Genomic DNA, 18,646 nt, shown 5'->3' with positions numbered 1-18,646 from the left:
CGGCGAACCGATTCAATCGGGGAGTGTGGGCAGCATCACCTGCAGCAGCGACTCCTGCAGCCAGGTCAGCGCCGAGTAGAGCAGAGCGAGTGCCTCACGGATCTCGTCCTCGCCCGGCTCGGCGCCCATCGTGCTCAGCCGGTACACCTCCTCGGCGTCGGAGTCGGAGCGGATCTCGAGCCGTTCGGCCAGCACGAGCCGCACGTCCGTCAGCGCCGCCGCCCAGTCCATCGCGCGCTCGGTCGGCACGTGGATCTTCGTGCCCGGCCGGCGCAGCTCGTCGAAGACCATCCGCAGGCGGTCGGCCTTCGCCGACCTGAGGTCCGCCTCGGTGAGCCGACGGAACTCGTCAGCGACGCCGTCGTCCTCCTTGCTCGCCGACGGCAGCAGGCGCGCCAGCGCCGGGTCGGCGGGTGCGCTCACGTCGTCCGCGGACCACGTCATCGAGGGCCCGACGGCGGAGCTCGCCTCCTCGGGGTCGCTCGCCTCGTCGGGGTGGCCGAGCGGGACCCCGAGCAGCTGGGAGGTGTCCGCGATCACCCTGGAGATGATCGTCCGCTCGTGCGCGTCGAGCTCGGCCACGTATTCGCCGCGGCGGAAGGAGAAGGCTCGCATCGGCTCAGTCACCGTCCTGGGAGAGGGTGGCCCAGAGGCCGTAGGAGTGCATCGCCTGCACGTCCACCTCCATCTGCTCGCGGGTGCCCGAGGAGACGGCGCTGCGACCCTCGTTGTGGACCTGGAGCATGAGCCGGTTGGCCTTCTCGGCGGAGAACCCGAAGTAGGAGCGGAACACGTACGCGACGTAGCTCATCAGGTTCACCGGGTCGTTCCAGACGACGGTGCGCCACGGTCGGTCGTGGGCCGGGCGGATGCCCTCCTCGATGTCCGCCTCCGGGGTGGCGACCGGGAGTTGGGTGGCGAGGACCATGCCCCCAGCGTAGGCGCATCGCCGCGCCGCGATGCCACGCGCGCACGCCCCTGCGCACCGTTACGGTATGACGCATGTCTGGAGCCTCCGCGGCGAGCACCGCGCTGCTGACCGACCGGTACGAGCTGACGATGGTGCAGGCCGCGCTGGCCGACGGCACCGCGTCCCGGCGGTCCGTCTTCGAACTGTTCACCCGACGCCTGCCCAACGGTCGCCGGTACGGCGTGGTCTCCGGCACCGGACGCCTGCTCGAGGCGATCACGGCGTTCCGGTTCGGCGACGACGAGCTCGACTACCTGCGCAGCGGCGACGTCGTGAACGCCGAGACCCTGGACTTCCTCGCGAACTACCGGTTCACCGGGGACATCTACGGCTATGCCGAGGGCGAGGTGTTCTTCCCGGGCTCCCCGTTGCTGGTGGTGGAGTCCTCGTTCGCGGAGGGCGTCATCCTCGAGACGGTCGCGCTGTCGATCCTGAACTACGACTCGGCGGTCGCCTCGGCGGCGTCGAGGATGACCAGTGCGGCGGGCAGCCGGCCGTGCCTGGAGATGGGCGGCCGGCGGGCGCACGAGTGGGCGGCCGTGGCCGCTGCCCGTGCCGCGATCGTCGCCGGGTTCACCGGCACCTCCAACCTCGAGGCCGGGCGCCGGTACGACCTGCCCACCATCGGCACCGCGGCCCACTCGTTCACCCTCCTGCACGACGACGAGGCGGGCGCGTTCGCCGCGCAGGTGGCCTCCTACGGCCCGGACACGACCCTGCTGGTGGACACCTATGACATCGCCGAGGGCGTGCGCCGCGCCATCGAGGCCGCCGGGACCGGACTGGACTCGGTGCGCCTGGACTCCGGCGACCTTGGCGTCGTGGCCCGGGAGGTGCGCGAGCAGCTGGACTCCCTCGGCGCGGCCGGCACGAAGATCGTGGTGTCCTCCGACCTGGACGAGTACGCCATCGCCTCACTCGCGGTGGCGCCGGTGGACTCCTACGGCGTCGGCACCTCCGTGGTGACCGGCTCCGGTGCGCCCACGTGCGGCATGGTCTACAAGCTGGTGCTCCGGGAGGGCGGTACCGGTCGGATGGAGCCGGTCGAGAAGGCCTCCAGCTCCAAGACCAGCGTCGGCGGGCGCAAGAGCGCCGCCCGGCGCCTCGACGCCGCGGGCCGGGCCAGCGAGGAACTCGTGGTGGCCGGAGCGCAGGGCGATTGGGTCCCCGAGGACGATGACCTGCGGCCCCTGCACGTGCCGCTGGTTCGCGACGGCGTGGTCGAGGCCTCCTACACCGGCGCCGAGGGCGTCCGACGCGCCGCGGCCCGGCACGCCGCCTCCCGGGCGGAACTGGCGCCGTCGGCCCGCCGCCTGTCCAAGGGCGACCCGGCGGTGCCCACGACGCACGTCACGATCTGACGCCACCGGCGCCGAGGCGCGCCGTGACCCAGGCCCGCTCGCCCGAGCCAGAACCTCTCGCCGTGACCCAGACCCTTCCGCCCGAGCCAGACCCATGCACCGCACTTACTCAGGCGCGACGCACTGCCTCACGACGTCCGACCTGACCCGCCGGGTGAGTCAGCGCCGGGTGGGGCCTGCCGTGCGGGCTACTTCTGCCCGACGAACCAGCGCCGCACCTGGGAGATCCGCGACCGCAGGTGGTCGGCGGAGGCGGTGGCGACCTCTCCCCCGCCGCTGTGCTCACGCAGCCGGGTGTGCACCACGCCGTGCGGGGTGCCGCTGCGCCGGGCCCAGGCCTTGACGAGCGAGTTCAGCTCCTTGCGCAGCTCGGCCACGGCCCGGTGGTCGTCCACCTGAGGTGCCTCGGCGGCCGGGGTGCGCCTCTTGCGGGCCGCGACGTGCTCGGCCTGCCGGGTGCGCAGCAGCGTGGCGACCTGATCGGCGTCGAGCAGTCCGGGGATGCCGAGGAAGTCCTGCTCCTCGTCCGAGCCGAGCTCGCCGCCGGTGCCGAACTCGCCGCCGTCGAAGAGCACCTTGTCGAAGGAGGCCTGCGCCTCGAGCGCCTCGAAGCCAGGCAGCATCATCTCGTCGGACGCCGACTCGGACCGGTTCGCAGCCGCGACCAGCGCGTCCTCGGGGTTGTAGAAGTCGCCCTCCTCCTCGGCCGTCTTGGGGCGGTCGAGGGCATGGTCGCGTTCGGTCTCGAGCTCGTTCGCCAGGCCGAGCAGGTTCGGTACGGACGGCAGGAAGATCGAGGCGGTCTCGCCGCGCTTGCGGGCCCGGACGAACCTGCCGACCGCCTGGGCGAAGAACAGCGGGGTGGCGGTGGAGGTCGCGTAGACCCCGACGGCCAGGCGCGGCACGTCCACGCCCTCGGAGACCATTCGCACCGCGACCATCCAGCGTTGCTCGCCGGCGCCGTACTCCTCGATCCGCTTGGAGGCGCCCTCGTCGTCGGAGAGCACCACCACGGGCGACTCGCCGGTGATCCGGCGCAGGTGACCGGCGTACGCGCGGGCCTTGGTCTGGTCGGTGGCGATCACCAGACCGCCCGCGTCCGGAACCCCGCGCCGCACCTCGGACAGGCGCTTGTCCGCGGCCGCGAGCACGGACGGGATCCACTCGCCCTTCTCGTCCAGCGCGGTCCGCCAGGCCTGGTTGATCATGTCCTTCGTGAGTGGCTCACCGAGGCGGGCGCTGACCTCATCGCCGGCCTTCGTGCGCCAGCGCATCTGCCCCGAGTAGGACAGGAAGATGACCGGCCGCACCACCCCGTCACGCAGGGCATCCCCGTAGCCGTAGGAGTGGTCCGCCTGGGAGCGCCGGATGCCGTGCGCGTCCGGGGCGTAGGTGATGAACGGGATCTTCGCCGTGTCGGACCGGAACGGGGTCCCGGTCAGGGACAGCCGGCGGGTGGCCGGCTCGAACGCCTCCCTGATCGCATCTCCCCAGGAGAGGGCGTCGCCGCCGTGGTGCACCTCGTCGAGAATCACCAGCGTGGGCGCGGCCTCGGTGCGGGCACGGTGCAGGTTGGGGTTCGCGGCGACCTGCGCGTAGGTGAGCGCGACGCCGTCGTAGGCCGCCCCATGCCGGCCCTGCGCGTTCTTGAAGTTCGGGTCGATCCTGATGCCGACACGCCCGGCGGCGTCGGCCCACTGGGTCTTCAGGTGCTCCGTCGGCGCGACCACAGTGATCCGCCGCACCACGCGCTGCTCGAGCAGTTCGGTGGCCACCCGCAGGGCGAACGTGGTCTTCCCGGCGCCGGGCGTCGCCACCGCGAGGAAGTCCCGGGGCTGACGCTCCAGGTAGGACTCCAGGGCCGCCGCCTGCCAGGCGCGCAGCCGGGACGCGGTGCCCCAGGGCGCGCGCGCCGGGTAGGCCGGGGGCAGGTGCGACGCGGCGGCCGTCGACCCGACGGCGTGGTCCGGGCGCGCCGGATGGGCGCGCGAACCGGATGCTTCGGGGTGGGACGGGGAGCCGGTGGAGGTACCCGAGGTCACTTCTTGGAGCCGAAGCCGAAGAACCCGCGGCCCTTGCCGCCGGACTCCGAGCCAGCGCCGTCCTTGCCGCCACCGCCGCCGGTGAGACCCTCGAAGATCTCCTTGCAGGCGGGGCAGATCGGGAACTTGCTGGGGTCGCGGTTCGGTGTCCAGACCTTGCCGCACAGAGCGATCACCGGGGCGCCGGACACGGCGGAGGCGGTGATCTTCTCCTTCTTGACGTAGTGCGCGTAGCGCTCGGCGTCACCGGGCGAGGCCTCCTCCCGCACCTCCGCCCGCTCCAGGACGTCGGTGCCGGTGCCCGATGAAAGGCGCTCGGTCTCCTGGGGCTGCGTGGGAGGAAGGGGCTCACTCATGGGACCAGTGTACGAAGTCCACGCCCAGGTTGCGTCCTGGGCGTGGACTTCGGTGCGGTGAGGTGGGGCACAACGCCGCGATGGGCGGCCCCTGGCCTCAGCGGCGCCCGGCCTTGCGCCGGAACATGATGGTCGACCAGGTCACCGCGACCACGAGGATCCCGACACACCACGCCACCGCCACGAGCGGAGCGTTCCCGGACTCGACGCCCGTCAGCAATCCTCGGATCGACTCGATGACCGGTGTGATCGGCTGATGTTCGGCCACGCCACGCAGCCAGGTCGGCAGCGTCTCCGTCGGCACGAACGCGCTGGACAGGTACGGCAGGAACAGCAGGATGAAGCCGTAGCCGTTGGCCGCCTCGGGGTTGCCACTGGCAAGGCCGATCGCCGCGAACAGGTACGTGATGGTGAGGATGTACAGCGCCACCAGGGCGATGGCGGCCACCCACTCCCCCGCGGACGCCGTTGGTCGGAACCCGATCGCGAGCGCCACGCCGATGACGATGGCCGTGGCCGCGAGGTTGCGTGCCAGACTGGCCACCACATGGCCGGTGATGACCGCGGAGCTGCGGACCGGCATCGTGCGCAGCCGGTCCATGAACCCGGTCGCGGAGTCGTTCGCGACGTCCACACCCGTGGAGGAGGCACCGAACCCGGCACACAGCAGGATGATCCCCGGAACCACGTAGTTCACGTACTGGCCGTCGGGCGAGATCGCGGTGCCGAACACGTACACGAAGAGCAGCATCAGCATCACCGGGAGCACGATCGCCATCAGAAGCGACTCGACATTGCGGATGGTGTGCCGCATGCTGCGGGCGACGAAGGTCCGTTCCTCGGTGCCCAGCGGCAGCCGGGCGGGGGCCGACGGCGGCGCGGCGGTCAGGGCGGTCATCGGTGCTTCCTTCCGGTGGTCACCAACGCGTCGACGCCGGTGTCGGTACTCGGGTCCGCCGCCGGGTCGCGCGGTGGGGCGTCGGGTTCGGTGAGGGCGAGGAAGACGTCGTCCAGGCTCGGGCGACGCAGGCCGACCGTCCCGGTCAGCCCGCGCGCGTCGATCGCGTCGAGGGCCGAGCGCAGCGCGTGCACCGAGCCGTCCGTGGGCACCTCGTGGAGCACCCGTCCGTCCGGGCCGCGCACCTCCACGACCTCGCCGCCCACGCTCTGCTTGAGCTCGGTGGGGGTGCCCTCGGCCACGATTCGTCCCTGCCGGAGCACGCCGATCCGGTCGGCGAGCTGATCGGCCTCCTCGAGGTACTGGGTCGTCAGCAGGATCGTGGTGCCCTCGGCACGCAGGGAGCGGATCACGTCCCAGAGCTCGAGCCTGCTGCGCAGGTCGAGGCCGGTAGTCGGCTCGTCCAGGAACAGCACCTGGGGCACGGTCAGGAGGCTGAGCGCGATGTCGAGACGACGGCGCATCCCGCCCGAGTAGGCCTTGACCGGCTTGTCGGCCGCGTCGGTCAGGCCGAACTGCTGGAGCAGCTCCGTGGTGCGGCGCCGGTTCGCGCCCGCCCGCAGGCCTGCGAGCGACCCCATCATGCGCAGGTTCTCCGAGCCGGTCAGGAGCTCGTCCACCGCCGCGGACTGACCGGTGAGCCGGATCCGGCGCCGCACGCCGACCGGGTCCCGGCGCAGGTCCGCACCCTCGATCCGGGCGCTGCCGCCGTCGGCCTGGACCAGCGTGGACAGGATGTTCACCAGGGTGGTCTTGCCGGCGCCGTTCGGCCCGAGCAGGGCGAACACGGTCCCCCGTCGAACCCGGAGGTCGATGCCGGCAAGCACTGCCTGCCGGCCGAAGGACTTGGTCACCCCCTGGACGTCGATCGCTGTGGTCATGCGATTCCTCCCGAAACTGTCTATCTCGCACACTGTGTGCGGCACACACTGTATATGCCGCACGCAGTGTTGTATAGGGCATACACAGAAGTGGACGGGACCGGCAGTCTCGGCGAGGATGGCCCGATGGAGAACGCGGACGGACAGATCGAGGTGGAGCTCCCCCGGGCCATCGCGTTGGCCTGGGGTGTCGCGGCGAACCCGCAGCGCGGACCGAAGCGCGAGATGAGCATCGAGCGGATCGTCGAGGCAGCGATGGAGATCGCCGATGCCGACGGGCTCGGCGCGGTCTCCATGTCGGCCGTCGCGACCCGGCTCGGCTTCACCACGATGTCCCTGTACCGGTACGTCTCCGCCAAGGACGACCTGATCCTGCTCATGCAGGAGTACGGACTCGGCCTGCCCCCGCTGAGCGTGCAGGAGGCGCAGACCTGGCAGGACGGCCTGCTGGCCTTCTACCGCGCGAACGTCGACATCTACCAGGCGCACCCCTGGATCCTCGACATCCCGATCCAGGGGACCCCGAACACCCCGAACAACCTCGCCTGGCTCGAGGCCGGCCTGGTGCTCATGCGGGACACGCCACTGGACCTGTCGGAGCAGATCTCCGCCGTGCTGCTGTTCACCGGCCACGCCCGCTGGGCAGCCGGCGTCACCCGCGGCTACGTCCAGTCCGCATCCGAGCATGGCCAGAGCACGGCCGAGCTGGAGCGGGCCGAGACCGAGTTGATCGCGAGCCTGGTCACCGAGGACATGTTCCCGACGCTGACGGCCGCGATCCGGGCCGGCGCCCTCGTCGACGACACCGACCCGTTCGAGTTCGGGGTGTATCGAATCCTCGAGGGCGTGGAGCACCACATCGCCGACCGCATCGCCGGCGGCGCCGCGCCCGCGCCCGCGCCGGCGCGGGACTGGCAGGCCGAGCGCACCGATGCGCACCCCAAGGACCCTGCGGTCCGGCAGGCGCGAGCCGCTCGCAGAGAGGCGGAGGCGAAGCTGCGCGAGGCCCTCCGCAAGGAGCGCGAGGCGGTCACCAAGGCCGAGGATCGGGCCGCCAAGGCCGCGGACAAGGCACAGGCGCAGGCCGCCAGGGAACGCGAGCGTCAGGAGAAGGCAGCCGCGCGCAAGGTCTGAGCATGCGAGAGGGCGCGGGGTGAACCCCGCGCCCTCTCGTGTGCGGCGCCGACCGGAGTCAGGCGCCGCGTGGGATCACTTGGCGACGGCCTTCTTCAGGGCCGAGCCGGCGGACACCTTGACGCCGAAACCGGCCGGGATCTGGATCTCCTCGCCGGTGCGGGGGTTGCGGCCGGTGCGCGCAGCGCGCTCGACACGCTCAACGCTGAGCAGACCGGTCACCTTGACGGCCTCGCCCTTGCCCAGCGACTCGATCAGAACGTCCTGCAGCGCGGACAGCGCGGCGTCGGCCTGCGTCTTGGTCAGCGAAGCCTTCTCGGCGATCGCGGCAACAAGGTCAGTGCGGTTGACGGACACGTAGGTTCCCTCTCATCGTGCGGAATCGCGTCCCGAATGGGATGCGCCGGGATCGACACTACGACTCCGAGGCCCCGATCCGCGTATTTCAAGCCGTGATTTCGGCGTGTTTCCGCCAACTTGGCCCCATTTCACCCTCCTCGGCGCAAACTTTCGTCACTTTGATCACTTCCGCCCCATCTGTCCCGTGCCGTCGTGGCAGTGTTACGGCCATGAGCCTGCTCACCGATGACCTGCTGGCGCGCATCCGTTCCCGTGCCGCCGACTACGACCGTGCGAACGAGTTCTTCACAGAGGACCTCGAGGACCTCACGGCCGCGGGGTACCTCACCGCCCTCGTGCCGACGGAGTTCGGCGGCGCCGGGCTCACCCTCGAGGAGCTGACCCGCGAGCAGATGCGCCTGGCCGGTGCGGCGCCGTCGACCGCTCTTGCCGTGAACATGCACCACGTGTGGGTCGGTGTCGCCAAGACCGTCCACGACCGCGGTGACGACTCCCTCGACTTCGTCCTCACCGAGGCGGCCGCCGGGGAGATCTTCGCGTTCGGGATCTCCGAACGTGGCAACGATCTGGTCCTGTTCGGTTCCACCACCGAGGCGCGGCCCGACGGCGCAGGTGCTTACACGTTCCACGGCACCAAGATCTTCACCTCGCTCTCGCCGGCCTGGACCCGGCTGGGCACGTTCGGCATGGACACCGTGTCCGAGGACGCACCGCGGTCGGTGTACGGCTTCGTCACTCGCGACGGTGGCGGCGTCGAGATCAAGGACGACTGGGACACGCTCGGGATGCGCGCCTCCCAGTCCTGCACCACGGTGCTCGACGGCGCGCCCGCCGCCGCTGACAGGATCGTCCGGCGGCTCGTCCCCGGCCCGAACGCCGACCCGTTCATCTTCGGCATCTTCGCGAACTTCGAGATCCTGCTCGCCGCGGTCTATACCGGCATCGCCCAGCGTGCGCTCGACGTGGCCGTGGAGACCGTGCACAAGCGGACCTCGCTGAAGAACGACGGCGCCCCCTACGCCCACGACCCTGACATCCGCTGGCGGATCGCCGATGCCGCGATCGCACTCGACGGCATCGGGCCACAGATCGCGACGCTCGCCTCCGACGTCGACAACCTCGTCGACCACGGCGCGATGTGGTTCGCGAGACTGTCCGCGGTCAAGGTCCGCGCGACCGAGACGGCCAAGGATGTGGTCGAGAAGGCGGTCCGGGTCTCCGGCGGCAGTTCGTACTTCAACCGCAGCGAGCTCTCCCGGCTCTACCGGGACGTGCTCGCCGGTCTCTTCCACCCGAGCGACGACGAGTCGGCCCACGCCGCGATGGCGAACGCCCTGCTCGGACCCGTCCCGACGCCGTCGGCCGGGGACTGACGCGACGTGGGGCGGGTCCGCGGCCAGCGAACGCGCCCCACGCCGTCGGCGTTGAGACCTACGTGAGGCGACGTCTCACCAGCGGTGCGCGACGTCGACCACGAGCCGGCTCAGGTCTCCTGGGCCGTCGAGGATGAAGACGCGGAACGGCAGCCGCGCCCGGACACCGAGGCCGATCGTCGTCTGCCCCTCGAAGCTGCCGCCGAAGAAGACCTGCCGGAACGTGGAGTAGGAGTTCACGTTCGCGAGTTCCGACCCGTATCGGTACGGGAACCGAACCGTCCCCTGCTCGTCGTAGATCGGGACCCTCAGGACGATCACGAGGTCCGCCGCGCCCCGAAGCGGGATCGCGCGGCCCTCGCCCTCGTTCGTGAACGTTCCGTAGGACACGTGGTAGCCCTCGATGTCCCCGTGGACGTCGAAGACGATGCGGTCGAAACAGGCGTGGCGACCGGTGCGGACGTTCTGGAGCCAGCCGGCGGACATCGTCGGATCGGACTCGGGCAGCGACCCCCACCGGATCCCGCAGTACGGGCTGCCGGCGGCGGTCGCAGCGGGCCCGGCCGGAACGAGGAAGACCGCTCCGAGGACCAGGCTGAGCAGAACTGTGAACAAGCGCTTCATGACGTTCCCCTTCCCTGAGGTCCCCCGATCGTGTGGCCCCTGCGATCCGCACGCTACGCCGGTCCGAGGCGCCCGGAAGGGCGGTGCCGGTCACGGATGCATCACGCTCGGAACGTTGGGGTGAGGGACCTGCTTCGCGCCCCGTGAGAGCGCGATCTGGGACGGCTGCCAGAAACCGGTCACCCGCTCCTGTCGCCGATGGTCCGAAGCGCACCGCCAACCCTTCGACGATCCGTCGAAGGGTGCGACCTGAGGTCGGGAATAGGTTGCAAACTCGCCAAATATGAACGAACTGTCGTGGACCTGGAACCCGTCCGGCGACCCATACGGCCCGTGACCTGCTCGTGACCTTCACGTGCAAGGTTGACCCCCTCGCTCGGATCATGCTAGAAACCGCTTTCAGGAGTTCGGTCTCCGGAGCGGACCTGTCACCGCCGATGGAGGCCACGCACCACCGCAAGCGGTCGGCCCGTCGACCACACAGCCCGACCAGCACCACCAGGTCCAGCCAGAGCGATCCACATCATGTCTGCAAAGGAGCATGCGATGTCCGCACGCCTGTCCCACCCGTCCGCACCCCTGACCCGGCGCGGCTTCAACCATCTGGTCGTCGGTGCCGGCACTGCCGGCGCCATCGGACTGACGGCCGCGTGCGCCGTCGAACCGGAGGACGTCGAGCAGGAACCGGCCGACTCCGACGAGCCCGTCGAGCTGAACTTCGTGTGGTGGGGTGACGCCGGCCGGGCCGAGGTCACCGAGGCCGCTCTCGACCTCTACCGCGCCGACCACCCGAACGTCACGATCACCACCGAGTACCAGGACTCGGGCCCGTACAAGGACAAGCTGGCGACCCGGATCGCGGCCGGGGATGCACCGGACCTGATGGCGATCCGTCGCGACCAGCTGCGCGAGTACGGCGACCGCGGCGCCCTGACCGACCTGCGCACCATCGAGGGAATGGACCTGGCCGGGCTGTCCGAGCCGGTGCTGGCCCCCTGGGACGTCAATGGTGAGCTGATCGGGGTTCCGGCCGGCCTGAACACGATCGGCTTCATCATCCAGACGACAGTCCTGGACGAGTACGGCATCGACCTTCCCGACGGCGACACCTGGACGTGGGAGGACCTGGCCACGATGGCGAACGCGATCACCGCGGCCAGCGGCGGCTCGATCTACGGCACGGCCTACGAGATGGCCACCGTCGCGAACCTGTACGTGTGGGTGCGCCAGCACGGCGAGGACCTCTACACCGAGGACGGCCAGTTCGGCGCCAGCGAGACCACCCTCCAGGCCTGGTTCGACTTCGCCGACGAGATGCGCCAGGCCGGTGGCTTCCCGCCCGCCGGGTTCTTCGACGGGACCACCAGTGCGGCCGAGGCGTCCTACATCGCCCAGGGCCGCACGGCCTCCCAGATCATCCCTACGAACAACTTCAAGAGCTACAACGAGGCCTGCGGTGGCACCCTCGCCCTGCTGCGCATTCCCGGCGAGTCCACGGCACCCCGCCGCGGCCAGTCCATCGACTGCCCACACCTGTGGTCGATCTCGTCGCAGTCCTCCTACCAGGCCCAGGCCGCGGAGCTGCTCAGCTTCCTCACGAACGAGCTCACCGCGTGGGAGGCGATGGGCACCACCCGCGGCGTGCCGCCGAACGCCGAGGTGGCCGAGGGCCTGCTGCCGAACCTGGAGACGGACGACGTGACCGCCACCGAGTACATCCTCGGGCTGCAGGCCGAGGACCTGCCGCCGGCGTTCGCCGACCCGGTCGGGGCCACGGAGATCCAGTCCAAGCTGGCCGATGTCGCCGTCGAGGTCGAGTTCGCCCGGATCACCAGCGCGGACGCCGCCGCCCAGCTCGTTGCCACGGCCAACGACGTGCTGGCGGGCTGATCCGGCGTTCCGATGAGCACCTCGATCGCACCCTCGACCACCGCCCCGACCTCCGCTCCCTCGCGGCAGGTCGGGGCGGCCGGGCGCGGCAGCCCGCGCCGTCGCAACGAGAAGGCCGCCTACATCTTCCTGCTCCCCTGGTTCGTGGGGCTGCTGTTCACCCTGATCCCGTTCGGGGCGTCGCTGTACCTGGCCTTCACCGACTACAACCTCATCAACAACCCGAACTGGATCGGCCTCGACAACTTCGAGGAGATGCTCACCGACGAGGACCTGCTCCAGGCCCTGAAGGTGACCGGCATCTACACGTTCGTCGGTGTCCCGCTCTCGCTGCTCGCCGCACTCGGGGTCGCGCTCGCGCTGAACAAGGGCATCAAGGGTCTGAAGTACTACCGCGCCGTGTACTACCTGCCCTCGCTCCTGGGCGGCTCGGTCGCGATCGTGATGCTCTGGCGCTACATCTTCGGCAACCAGGGCATCGTCAACGCGGTCCTCGCCTTCTTCGGCGTCGACGGGCCCAGTTGGGTCTCCGACCCGCAGTACGCCCTCAGTGTGCTGATCTCCCTGCACGTGTGGACGTTCGGCTCGCCGATGGTGATCTTCCTGGCCGGGCTGCGGCAGATCCCGATCATGTACTACGAGGCCGCCTCGATCGACGGCGCCAGCCGGTGGCGCCAGTTCGTGTCCATCACGATGCCGCTGCTCAGCCCGATCCTGTTCTTCAACCTGGTGCTGGCCCTGATCGGCTCGCTGCAGACGTTCACTCAGGGCTACATCCTGTCCGGGGGCACCGGCGGTCCGTCCGGATCGACGCTGTTCTACAACCTGTACCTGTACATCGAGGGCTTCCAGCGGTTCGACATGGGCTACGCGTCCGCGCTCGCCTGGCTGCTGCTGATGATCGTGGCCACCTTCACCGCCGCGAACTTCCTGATGTCCCGGTTCTGGGTCTTCTACGACAACTAGGGGCACTTTCCGATGGCACTGATGACCCAGATCCGGCAGCGCTCGCGCGCGATCGCCGCGGATTCAGAGGACAGCTACTTCGAGAAGCTCGGGAGCAACAGCCGGACCCGGTTCCTGCGACACGTGATCCTGTGCGCGGTCGGCGCGATCATGCTCTATCCGTTGCTGTGGATGCTGGCCAGTTCGTTCAAGCCGAGCTCGGAGGTCTTCGCGGACCTCTCGCTCTGGCCCTCGACGTGGGACTTCACCAACTACACGCAGGGCTGGAACTCGCTGAACCACCCCTTCCACCTGTACCTGTGGAACTCGTTCGTGGTGGTCGCGCTCACCATCGTGGGCAACCTGGCATCCTGCTCACTGGCCGCCTACGCGTTCGCCCGGATGCAGTTCGTCGGCAAGAAGCCGCTGTTCGCGCTCATGCTGGGCACGCTCATGCTGCCCGGGCACGTGCTGCTCATCCCGCAGTACGTGATCTTCAACCTGCTCGGCTGGATGAACACCTACCTGCCGCTGGTGGTGCCGAACTTCCTGGCCACGAACGCGTTCTTCATCTTCTTGATGGTGCAGTTCATGCGGGCGCTGCCGAGCGAGCTGGACGACGCCGCCCGGATCGACGGGTGCGGCCCGTTCCGGACCTTCTTCCGGGTGATCCTGCCGCTCTGCGTCCCGGCGCTGGCGACCACCGCGATCTTCACGTTCATCTCGACCTGGAACGAGTTCTTCGGCCCGCTGCTCTACCTGACCGACAGTTCGCTCTACACGGTGCCGCTGGCCCTGCGGCAGTTCATGGACTCCGAGGGCCAGAGCGCCTGGGGGCCGATGTTCGCGATGTCGGTCGTCTCGCTGGCGCCGATCATCGGGTTCTTCATCGCCGGTCAGAAGTACCTGATCAAGGGCATCGCGACCACCGGACTCAAGTGAGGTCAGGTCCGGGCGTTAGCATGCGCTAGGTAGAACACGACCTGTCCGGCGGCAAGGAGCAGAACTCAATGACGGCACGATCGACGCTGTTGGCACGCGACCTCTGGGGCGGCTACCCCGGAAACGAGGTGCTCCGGGGCGTCAACCTGACCGTCACCGCCGGCGACGCCCCCATCGGGATCGTCGGACCGTCCGGGATGGGCAAGACCACCCTGGTGCGGTTCCTGCGCGGAACGCTGCGCCCCAGCCGCGGGACCGTCACCTACAACGGCCGCAACACCGCCAAGATGCCCCGCCGGGACGCGAAGGCGTTCAAGGCGGAGGTGCGGTTCATGTCCCAGGACTCGTTGACCATCACCGATCCGCAGCTGACCGTGACCCGCTATCTCAAGAGCGCGCTCGCCGAGGCCCGCAAGGGCGGGCGTACCCACGCCACGCCGATCGAGGAACTCCTGGACGCGGTCGCCCTCGAGGAGCGCTACGCCAAGCGCAACATGCTCACCCTGTCCGGGGGCGAGCGGCAGCGCGTGGCGCTGGCGGTCGCGCTGGCGACCCGGCCGGAGATCCTCGTCCTGGACGAGCCGCTCACGGCCGTCGACCCGCAGGCGCGCGGCGCGATGGCCCGCCGCCTGGCCACCCTCACCGGTCGGCTGGGCACCGCGCTGGTGCTGGTCTCCCACGACCTCGAACTGGTCGAGCGGATGTGCACCCACGTCCACTTCCTCGCCGACGGCACGTTCGTCTCCTCCGGGCCGCTCGGCGAGGTGCTGGCCAAGGCCGAGCACGAGGCGATCCGGGAGATCGCCGAAGCGGCTCCGCTAGCGGTGCAGCGCTTCCGCTGAAGCGCCCGACGGCGGAGCCCGCCCGAGCCGTCCGCGCGCAGCGTCCGCAGCGCTTCCGCGGAAGCGCCCCGACGGCGCGGGGCGCACCCGACGCCTGCTGCCACGTTCCAATGGCCAGCAGATCCGAGCCGTTCACGGGTCGTCGCCGATCCCGTCTAGAAGTATTGACTTATATAAGTTGCCACTTCTAGAGTAGCCCCATGCACGCGTTCGATATCCTCGGCGACCCGGTCCGCCGTCGGATCCTGGAGCTGCTCGCCCCCGGCGAACGGCCCGCCGGAGCGATCTCGGACGCGATCACCGAAGAGTTCGGAATCAGTCAGCCGGCGGTCTCCCAGCACCTGCGGGTCCTGAGGGACTCCGGCTTCGCGACGGTGCGCCCCGAGGGCACCCGCCGAATCTACGCCGTGGCCGATGAGCCGCTGCGGGAGGTCGATGCGTGGCTCGAGGCGTTTCGTGTCACCTGGCAGCCCCGGCTCGACGCACTCGGCACCGAGATCGCTCGCGGCAACCGCGGGCGACGCATCCGAGCCACGACCGGGGCGAACGCTTCCGATCGAACGCCTGCCTCACCGACCGCTAGCCCCGATACCGATAGCACCGAGGAGTGAGCATGACCGAATCGACCGACACCACCTTGCGCCAGTTGAGCACCGTCGAGCGCGACGGCCACGAGGCGCGCGTCGCGACCCTGTCGCAGACCTACCAGACGACTCCGGAGGACCTATGGGACGCCGTCACGACTCCAGCGCGCATTGCCCGCTGGTTCGCGCCGGTCACCGGCGACCTGAGGCTCGGTGGCCGCTTCCAGGTCGAGAACAACGCGGCCGGCACCGTGCAGACGTGTGACGCCCCTCGCGAGTTCACGGCCACCTGGGAGTACGGCGAGGAGGTCTCCTGGCTCGCGGTGCGCATCCGGGGCGAGGAAGGCGGCGCAGCCAGCCTCGAACTGGAGCACACCGCCGTCGTCGCGGACGAGTGGTGGGACCAGTTCGGCCCCGGCGCCACCGGCGTGGGCTGGGACCTCGGCCTCTATGGCTTGGGCCTACATCTGGCGAATCCCGATGCGGCGCGGCCCGACGACGAGAACGCCTGGGTCCTGTCCGACGAGGGCAAGGCCTTCGTAACCGCGAGCAGCGAGGCTTGGGCCCGGGCGAGCGTCGCCGCCGGCACTCCTGCGGAGGCGGCCACCGCGGCCGCACTGCGCACCACCGCGTTCTACACGGAGATGCCGACGGAGGAGTGACCGACGCCACCCGCCAGACCGTGCCGGACGTTCACGGACGGGAACCGTCCGGATTCGGTGTTAACTTCGGCCGTCAGCGACGAGGCAAGACATCAGGAGCGGTCATGGCAGAGGAGTTTCAGCGGACGGCGCAGTTCCACGGCGCGAGTTTCCGGGAGTCGGACCTGTTCGGCCTGGCGGTCCGCGACAGTGACCTGCGCGAGGCCAGGATCGCCAGCAGCTGGGTCGACGGGATGAGGATCACCGGGTTCGACGGCGCAGCGGGCTCGCTGTTCGTCGACGACGTCGAGGTGTCGGCGTTCGTCGCGGCTGAGCTGGACCGCCGTCACCCCGAACGCGTGCAGTTGCGCGCTGCCACGACCGCGGATGACCTCCGTGCGATGTGGCCGATGCTGAAGGGGCTGTGGGCGCAGACGAAGGAACGCGCCGAGGCCCTCCCGGAGTCCGTCCGGAACGAACGGGTCGACGGCGAGTGGTCGTTCGTGGAGACGCTGCGGCACTTGATCTTCGGCATCGACAGCTGGGTCGGCGTCATGCTCACCGACCCGCCCGAGCCCTACCATCGGCTGGGCCTGGCGCCGACCGACTTCTCCGATGAGGACAGCGCCGCGCTCGGCCTCGATCGCTCCGCCCGACCCGGCTACGCCGAGGTCGTCGAAGCCCTGGACGCGCAGTGGGCGCGCGTCGATGCCGTGCTGGCCGCGCTGACCGACACCGACCTCGAGCAGTTGCGCACGGGCAGCCTCGGCGTCGGCGAGGAGCCGGAGACGGTCACCGTCGCTCACTGCATCGGAGTCGTCCTGCGCGAGCACACCGAGCACCGGCGCTTCGCCGAACGCGACCTGGGGCTGCTGGCTTCCCGCGGGATCGAGTGACGAGAGTCGCCCGACGCCTCGTGCGTCCGTCATCGCTGAGCGCGGCTTGCCAGCCGACGAGGGCCGGATACACCAACGGCATCCGGCCCATCACCGGCTCAATCCCGCAGATCGATGTCCTGGGTCGAGGCGGCGTCGACCTCGACGCGTCGGGCGACGTCGACGTAACGGTTGTTCCGCACCGTCACGTCACGAGCATTGCGGAGGTAGATGCCGGTCTGGACCTCCTCCGTCTCGAGATCGGTGAAGCTGTTGGCCTGGATCGTGATGCCGCTGTTGTAGGGCTGGTTGGTGAACGCCCCGTTGTTGGCGAACGTCAGGATCGCGCCCGTGCGAGCGTGCTTGCTGTACTTCTGGACCCATCCGGAGCCCTCGAACCTGTTACCGCGGATGTCCACATCGCGCGCGAACGAGCCGGTGCCGGCGCTCGTCGTGCCCAGACCGATGTCGTGGTAGGCGTTGTTGGCGAAGCGGCATCCATGCACACGAAGGTTCCGGTTCATGAAGACCAGCGCGGTGCCGATGTTGTCCTCGATGGTGGTGCCCGTGAGGCTCGCAGCGGCCCACTCGTGGCCGGCGCTGCTGAGCAACGTACCCACGGCGGCATCGCTGGGAAGGTCGGACGAGAGCCGGATCTGGAATGCAGCTCCCTCCTCGTCCAGGGGACTGGCCTCGACGACCGACGCGGCGGACGGGTGCGCGCCCGCCCAGAACGTCAGTTCATCCCCCGGTGCGAACGGCAGTGCCCGCGAACCGGCGCTGACGGGCGAGACCGTGATCACCCGCCCATCACCGGCGTCGGTCACTCGCAGGAACGAACTGCGTGAGACCAGCGGGTCCCACCGCACGCCCTTGATGTAGCAGTCGGTGACGCTCATCGTGCCCGTGCTGTTGGACAGGTGGATGGCGTCCCGGGGGCCAACTGCCAGGTCCCCGACCGGCTCGACGACGACCCTGTTCAGGGTGACGTTGTGACCGTAGCCGGCGAGCATCCCGACGCCTACCGCGTTGTGGATCCGGAGGTTCTCGATCTCCAGGTCCCGGCAGCCGAGCGCGAAGATGTTGTACGAGCCGCCCACCACATTGAGGTGCCAGGACACTCCGTCACCGGGCACGACCCGGTCGGAGAAGCCGTGCCCCGAGATGCGGTAGCGGCGACCCGTTCCGCCGGCGACACTGTGCCACAGGTTCGCGAACTGCTCGGGGTTGGTGCCGATCGTCAGAGGCGTCACGCGATTCAGGCGGCGCGTGGCCAGGTCCCAGCTGTTCGCCGAGTAGCAGCGCATGCCGTCGAAGTGGGTGGAGTTCTCGAAGACGTCGACGACAACCTCGTCGGCGCCGGGGTCGACCGAGACCACTTCTCCCGACGACGTGGCTCGAGGCGAGTAGTCCAGCACGAAGTTCTTGATGGTCAGCCCCTGGCAATCGGTCAGGGTGAACTGCGTGGCGGGCGCGATGTCGTTCGCCAGTGGCAGACCGCCGACCAGCTGGGTCGACGGGCGCCCGTCGGGCCCGACCTCGCCCACGAGACTCAGGCCGACGGCACCCGAGATCGGCAGGCTCGCGCCGCCGTCGGGGTCGGGTGCGAGCTGGTAGGTGCCGGCGTCGAACAGCACGGTGGTCGGACGACCACGGGTGGTAGCGGCTGCAAGGGCCGCGCGTATCGCTGCCGTGTCGTCGATGCCGTCGTCGGGCACGGCGCCGAAGTCGCGAACATGGATCGCCTGTGGATGAGCGGACGCAGCGCTACCGCCCAGATACACGGAACCCGCGACCCCGAGGCCGGAACCGGCCAGGACGAGGAACCCGCGTCGGCTCAACTCCTCACGAACCCTGTGAGTACTCGC

19 protein-coding genes are annotated in these 18,646 nt (G+C 69.7%); 10 read left to right on the top strand and 9 right to left on the bottom strand.

Annotation, left to right across the window (positions count from 1 at the left end; all coding sequences use genetic code 11):
* Window positions 1-12: 12 nt before the first annotated feature.
* The gene (locus tag GKS42_RS07440; protein ID WP_154793267.1) at window positions 13-615 is read right to left on the bottom strand and encodes a DUF2017 domain-containing protein; all 603 of its coding nucleotides are present in this window, start codon (window positions 613-615) and stop codon (window positions 13-15) included.
* 4 nt (window positions 616-619) lie between these two features.
* Window positions 620-928 (bottom strand): ATP-dependent Clp protease adapter ClpS, encoded by a 309-nt coding sequence (gene clpS / locus GKS42_RS07435; RefSeq protein ID WP_154793266.1) that lies wholly within the window; start codon window positions 926-928, stop codon window positions 620-622.
* 74 nt (window positions 929-1,002) lie between these two features.
* On the opposite strand from clpS, the gene GKS42_RS07430 reads away from it, so the two are divergent.
* Entirely contained in the window at window positions 1,003-2,331 is a 1,329-nt protein-coding gene (locus GKS42_RS07430; RefSeq protein ID WP_154793265.1) for a nicotinate phosphoribosyltransferase, read from the top strand.
* A 188-nt stretch (window positions 2,332-2,519) separates the two neighbouring features.
* Here GKS42_RS07430 and GKS42_RS07425 read toward each other — a convergent pair whose 3' ends face one another.
* From GKS42_RS07425 to GKS42_RS07410, 4 genes are all read right to left on the bottom strand, one after another.
* Window positions 2,520-4,262: a DEAD/DEAH box helicase gene (locus GKS42_RS07425; protein WP_232848072.1), complete on the bottom strand. Its 1,743-nt coding sequence runs from the start codon at window positions 4,260-4,262 to the stop codon at window positions 2,520-2,522.
* A gap of 107 nt (window positions 4,263-4,369) precedes the next feature.
* Window positions 4,370-4,729 (bottom strand): DUF3039 domain-containing protein, encoded by a 360-nt coding sequence (locus GKS42_RS07420; protein WP_154793263.1) that lies wholly within the window; start codon window positions 4,727-4,729, stop codon window positions 4,370-4,372.
* A 97-nt stretch (window positions 4,730-4,826) separates the two neighbouring features.
* Window positions 4,827-5,627: an ABC transporter permease gene (locus tag GKS42_RS07415; RefSeq protein ID WP_154793262.1), complete on the bottom strand. Its 801-nt coding sequence runs from the start codon at window positions 5,625-5,627 to the stop codon at window positions 4,827-4,829.
* Window positions 5,624-6,568, bottom strand: a complete 945-nt coding sequence (locus GKS42_RS07410) for an ATP-binding cassette domain-containing protein (RefSeq protein WP_154793261.1) — start codon at window positions 6,566-6,568, stop codon at window positions 5,624-5,626. Before GKS42_RS07410 ends, GKS42_RS07415 begins: the two co-directional genes overlap by 4 nt.
* A gap of 126 nt (window positions 6,569-6,694) precedes the next feature.
* On the opposite strand from GKS42_RS07410, the gene GKS42_RS07405 reads away from it, so the two are divergent.
* A complete protein-coding gene (locus GKS42_RS07405; RefSeq protein ID WP_154793260.1) occupies window positions 6,695-7,702 on the top strand; it encodes a TetR/AcrR family transcriptional regulator in 1,008 nt (335 codons plus the stop codon).
* 75 nt (window positions 7,703-7,777) lie between these two features.
* Here the strand turns inward: GKS42_RS07405 and GKS42_RS07400 are convergent, their stop codons facing one another.
* A complete protein-coding gene (locus GKS42_RS07400; RefSeq protein ID WP_154793259.1) occupies window positions 7,778-8,059 on the bottom strand; it encodes an HU family DNA-binding protein in 282 nt (93 codons plus the stop codon).
* Between the two features lie 212 nt (window positions 8,060-8,271).
* On the opposite strand from GKS42_RS07400, the gene GKS42_RS07395 reads away from it, so the two are divergent.
* Window positions 8,272-9,435 carry an acyl-CoA dehydrogenase family protein gene (locus GKS42_RS07395; protein ID WP_154793258.1) on the top strand — a complete coding sequence of 388 codons (1,164 nt, stop codon included), beginning with the start codon at window positions 8,272-8,274 and terminating at the stop codon, window positions 9,433-9,435.
* A 75-nt stretch (window positions 9,436-9,510) separates the two neighbouring features.
* On the opposite strand, the gene GKS42_RS07390 is transcribed toward GKS42_RS07395, so the two are convergent.
* Complete coding sequence (locus tag GKS42_RS07390) at window positions 9,511-10,059, bottom strand: AMIN-like domain-containing (lipo)protein (protein WP_154793257.1); 549 nt, start codon at window positions 10,057-10,059, stop codon at window positions 9,511-9,513.
* Window positions 10,060-10,605: 546 nt separating this feature from the next.
* Between GKS42_RS07390 and GKS42_RS07385 the strand changes: the two genes are divergently transcribed.
* The 7 genes from GKS42_RS07385 (at window position 10,606) to GKS42_RS07355 (ending at window position 16,799) form a co-directional block, all read left to right on the top strand.
* On the top strand, window positions 10,606-11,949 hold the full coding sequence (locus GKS42_RS07385; protein ID WP_154793256.1) for an ABC transporter substrate-binding protein: 1,344 nt from the start codon (window positions 10,606-10,608) through the stop codon (window positions 11,947-11,949).
* Window positions 11,950-11,961: 12 nt separating this feature from the next.
* Window positions 11,962-12,915 (top strand): carbohydrate ABC transporter permease, encoded by a 954-nt coding sequence (locus tag GKS42_RS07380; RefSeq protein ID WP_154793255.1) that lies wholly within the window; start codon window positions 11,962-11,964, stop codon window positions 12,913-12,915.
* Window positions 12,916-12,936: 21 nt separating this feature from the next.
* Window positions 12,937-13,836, top strand: a complete 900-nt coding sequence (locus GKS42_RS07375; protein ID WP_413230905.1) for a carbohydrate ABC transporter permease — start codon at window positions 12,937-12,939, stop codon at window positions 13,834-13,836.
* Window positions 13,837-13,904: 68 nt separating this feature from the next.
* Window positions 13,905-14,678 (top strand): ABC transporter ATP-binding protein, encoded by a 774-nt coding sequence (locus GKS42_RS07370; RefSeq protein ID WP_154793253.1) that lies wholly within the window; start codon window positions 13,905-13,907, stop codon window positions 14,676-14,678.
* Between the two features lie 200 nt (window positions 14,679-14,878).
* Window positions 14,879-15,289, top strand: coding sequence for an ArsR/SmtB family transcription factor (locus GKS42_RS07365; protein WP_154793252.1), 411 nt, complete (start codon window positions 14,879-14,881; stop codon window positions 15,287-15,289).
* Window positions 15,290-15,291: 2 nt separating this feature from the next.
* Window positions 15,292-15,924: an SRPBCC domain-containing protein gene (locus GKS42_RS07360; RefSeq protein WP_154793251.1), complete on the top strand. Its 633-nt coding sequence runs from the start codon at window positions 15,292-15,294 to the stop codon at window positions 15,922-15,924.
* Window positions 15,921-16,799, top strand: coding sequence for a DinB family protein (locus GKS42_RS07355; protein ID WP_154793250.1), 879 nt, complete (start codon window positions 15,921-15,923; stop codon window positions 16,797-16,799). Before GKS42_RS07360 ends, GKS42_RS07355 begins: the two co-directional genes overlap by 4 nt.
* Before the next feature lie 98 nt (window positions 16,800-16,897).
* On the opposite strand, the gene GKS42_RS07350 is transcribed toward GKS42_RS07355, so the two are convergent.
* The gene (locus tag GKS42_RS07350; RefSeq protein ID WP_168217785.1) at window positions 16,898-18,619 is read right to left on the bottom strand and encodes a right-handed parallel beta-helix repeat-containing protein; all 1,722 of its coding nucleotides are present in this window, start codon (window positions 18,617-18,619) and stop codon (window positions 16,898-16,900) included.
* Between the last annotated feature and the right edge of the window lie 27 nt (window positions 18,620-18,646).

The organism is Occultella kanbiaonis (genome assembly GCF_009708215.1).
Lineage (GTDB): Bacteria > Actinomycetota > Actinomycetes > Actinomycetales > Beutenbergiaceae > Occultella > Occultella kanbiaonis.
Note: the sequence above shows the minus strand (reverse complement) of the source record. Positions and strands in the feature narration are given on the sequence as shown.

Bases quoted from the DNA above. Each gene is read 5' to 3' on its own strand.
- GKS42_RS07365 (WP_154793252.1), top strand. From the start codon at position 14,879: ATGCACGCGTTCGATATCCTCGGCGACCCGGTCCGCCGTCGGATCCTG.
- GKS42_RS07430 (WP_154793265.1), top strand. From the start codon at position 1,003: ATGTCTGGAGCCTCCGCGGCGAGCACCGCGCTGCTGACCGACCGGTAC.
- GKS42_RS07390 (WP_154793257.1), bottom strand. From the start codon at position 10,059: ATGAAGCGCTTGTTCACAGTTCTGCTCAGCCTGGTCCTCGGAGCGGTC.
- GKS42_RS07415 (WP_154793262.1), bottom strand. From the start codon at position 5,627: ATGACCGCCCTGACCGCCGCGCCGCCGTCGGCCCCCGCCCGGCTGCCG.
- GKS42_RS07380 (WP_154793255.1), top strand. From the start codon at position 11,962: ATGAGCACCTCGATCGCACCCTCGACCACCGCCCCGACCTCCGCTCCC.
- GKS42_RS07370 (WP_154793253.1), top strand. From the start codon at position 13,905: ATGACGGCACGATCGACGCTGTTGGCACGCGACCTCTGGGGCGGCTAC.
- GKS42_RS07360 (WP_154793251.1), top strand. From the start codon at position 15,292: ATGACCGAATCGACCGACACCACCTTGCGCCAGTTGAGCACCGTCGAG.
- clpS (WP_154793266.1), bottom strand. From the start codon at position 928: ATGGTCCTCGCCACCCAACTCCCGGTCGCCACCCCGGAGGCGGACATC.
- GKS42_RS07410 (WP_154793261.1), bottom strand. From the start codon at position 6,568: ATGACCACAGCGATCGACGTCCAGGGGGTGACCAAGTCCTTCGGCCGG.
- GKS42_RS07385 (WP_154793256.1), top strand. From the start codon at position 10,606: ATGTCCGCACGCCTGTCCCACCCGTCCGCACCCCTGACCCGGCGCGGC.
- GKS42_RS07440 (WP_154793267.1), bottom strand. From the start codon at position 615: ATGCGAGCCTTCTCCTTCCGCCGCGGCGAATACGTGGCCGAGCTCGAC.
- GKS42_RS07395 (WP_154793258.1), top strand. From the start codon at position 8,272: ATGAGCCTGCTCACCGATGACCTGCTGGCGCGCATCCGTTCCCGTGCC.
- GKS42_RS07420 (WP_154793263.1), bottom strand. From the start codon at position 4,729: ATGAGTGAGCCCCTTCCTCCCACGCAGCCCCAGGAGACCGAGCGCCTT.
- GKS42_RS07375 (WP_413230905.1), top strand. From the start codon at position 12,937: ATGACCCAGATCCGGCAGCGCTCGCGCGCGATCGCCGCGGATTCAGAG.
- GKS42_RS07405 (WP_154793260.1), top strand. From the start codon at position 6,695: ATGGAGAACGCGGACGGACAGATCGAGGTGGAGCTCCCCCGGGCCATC.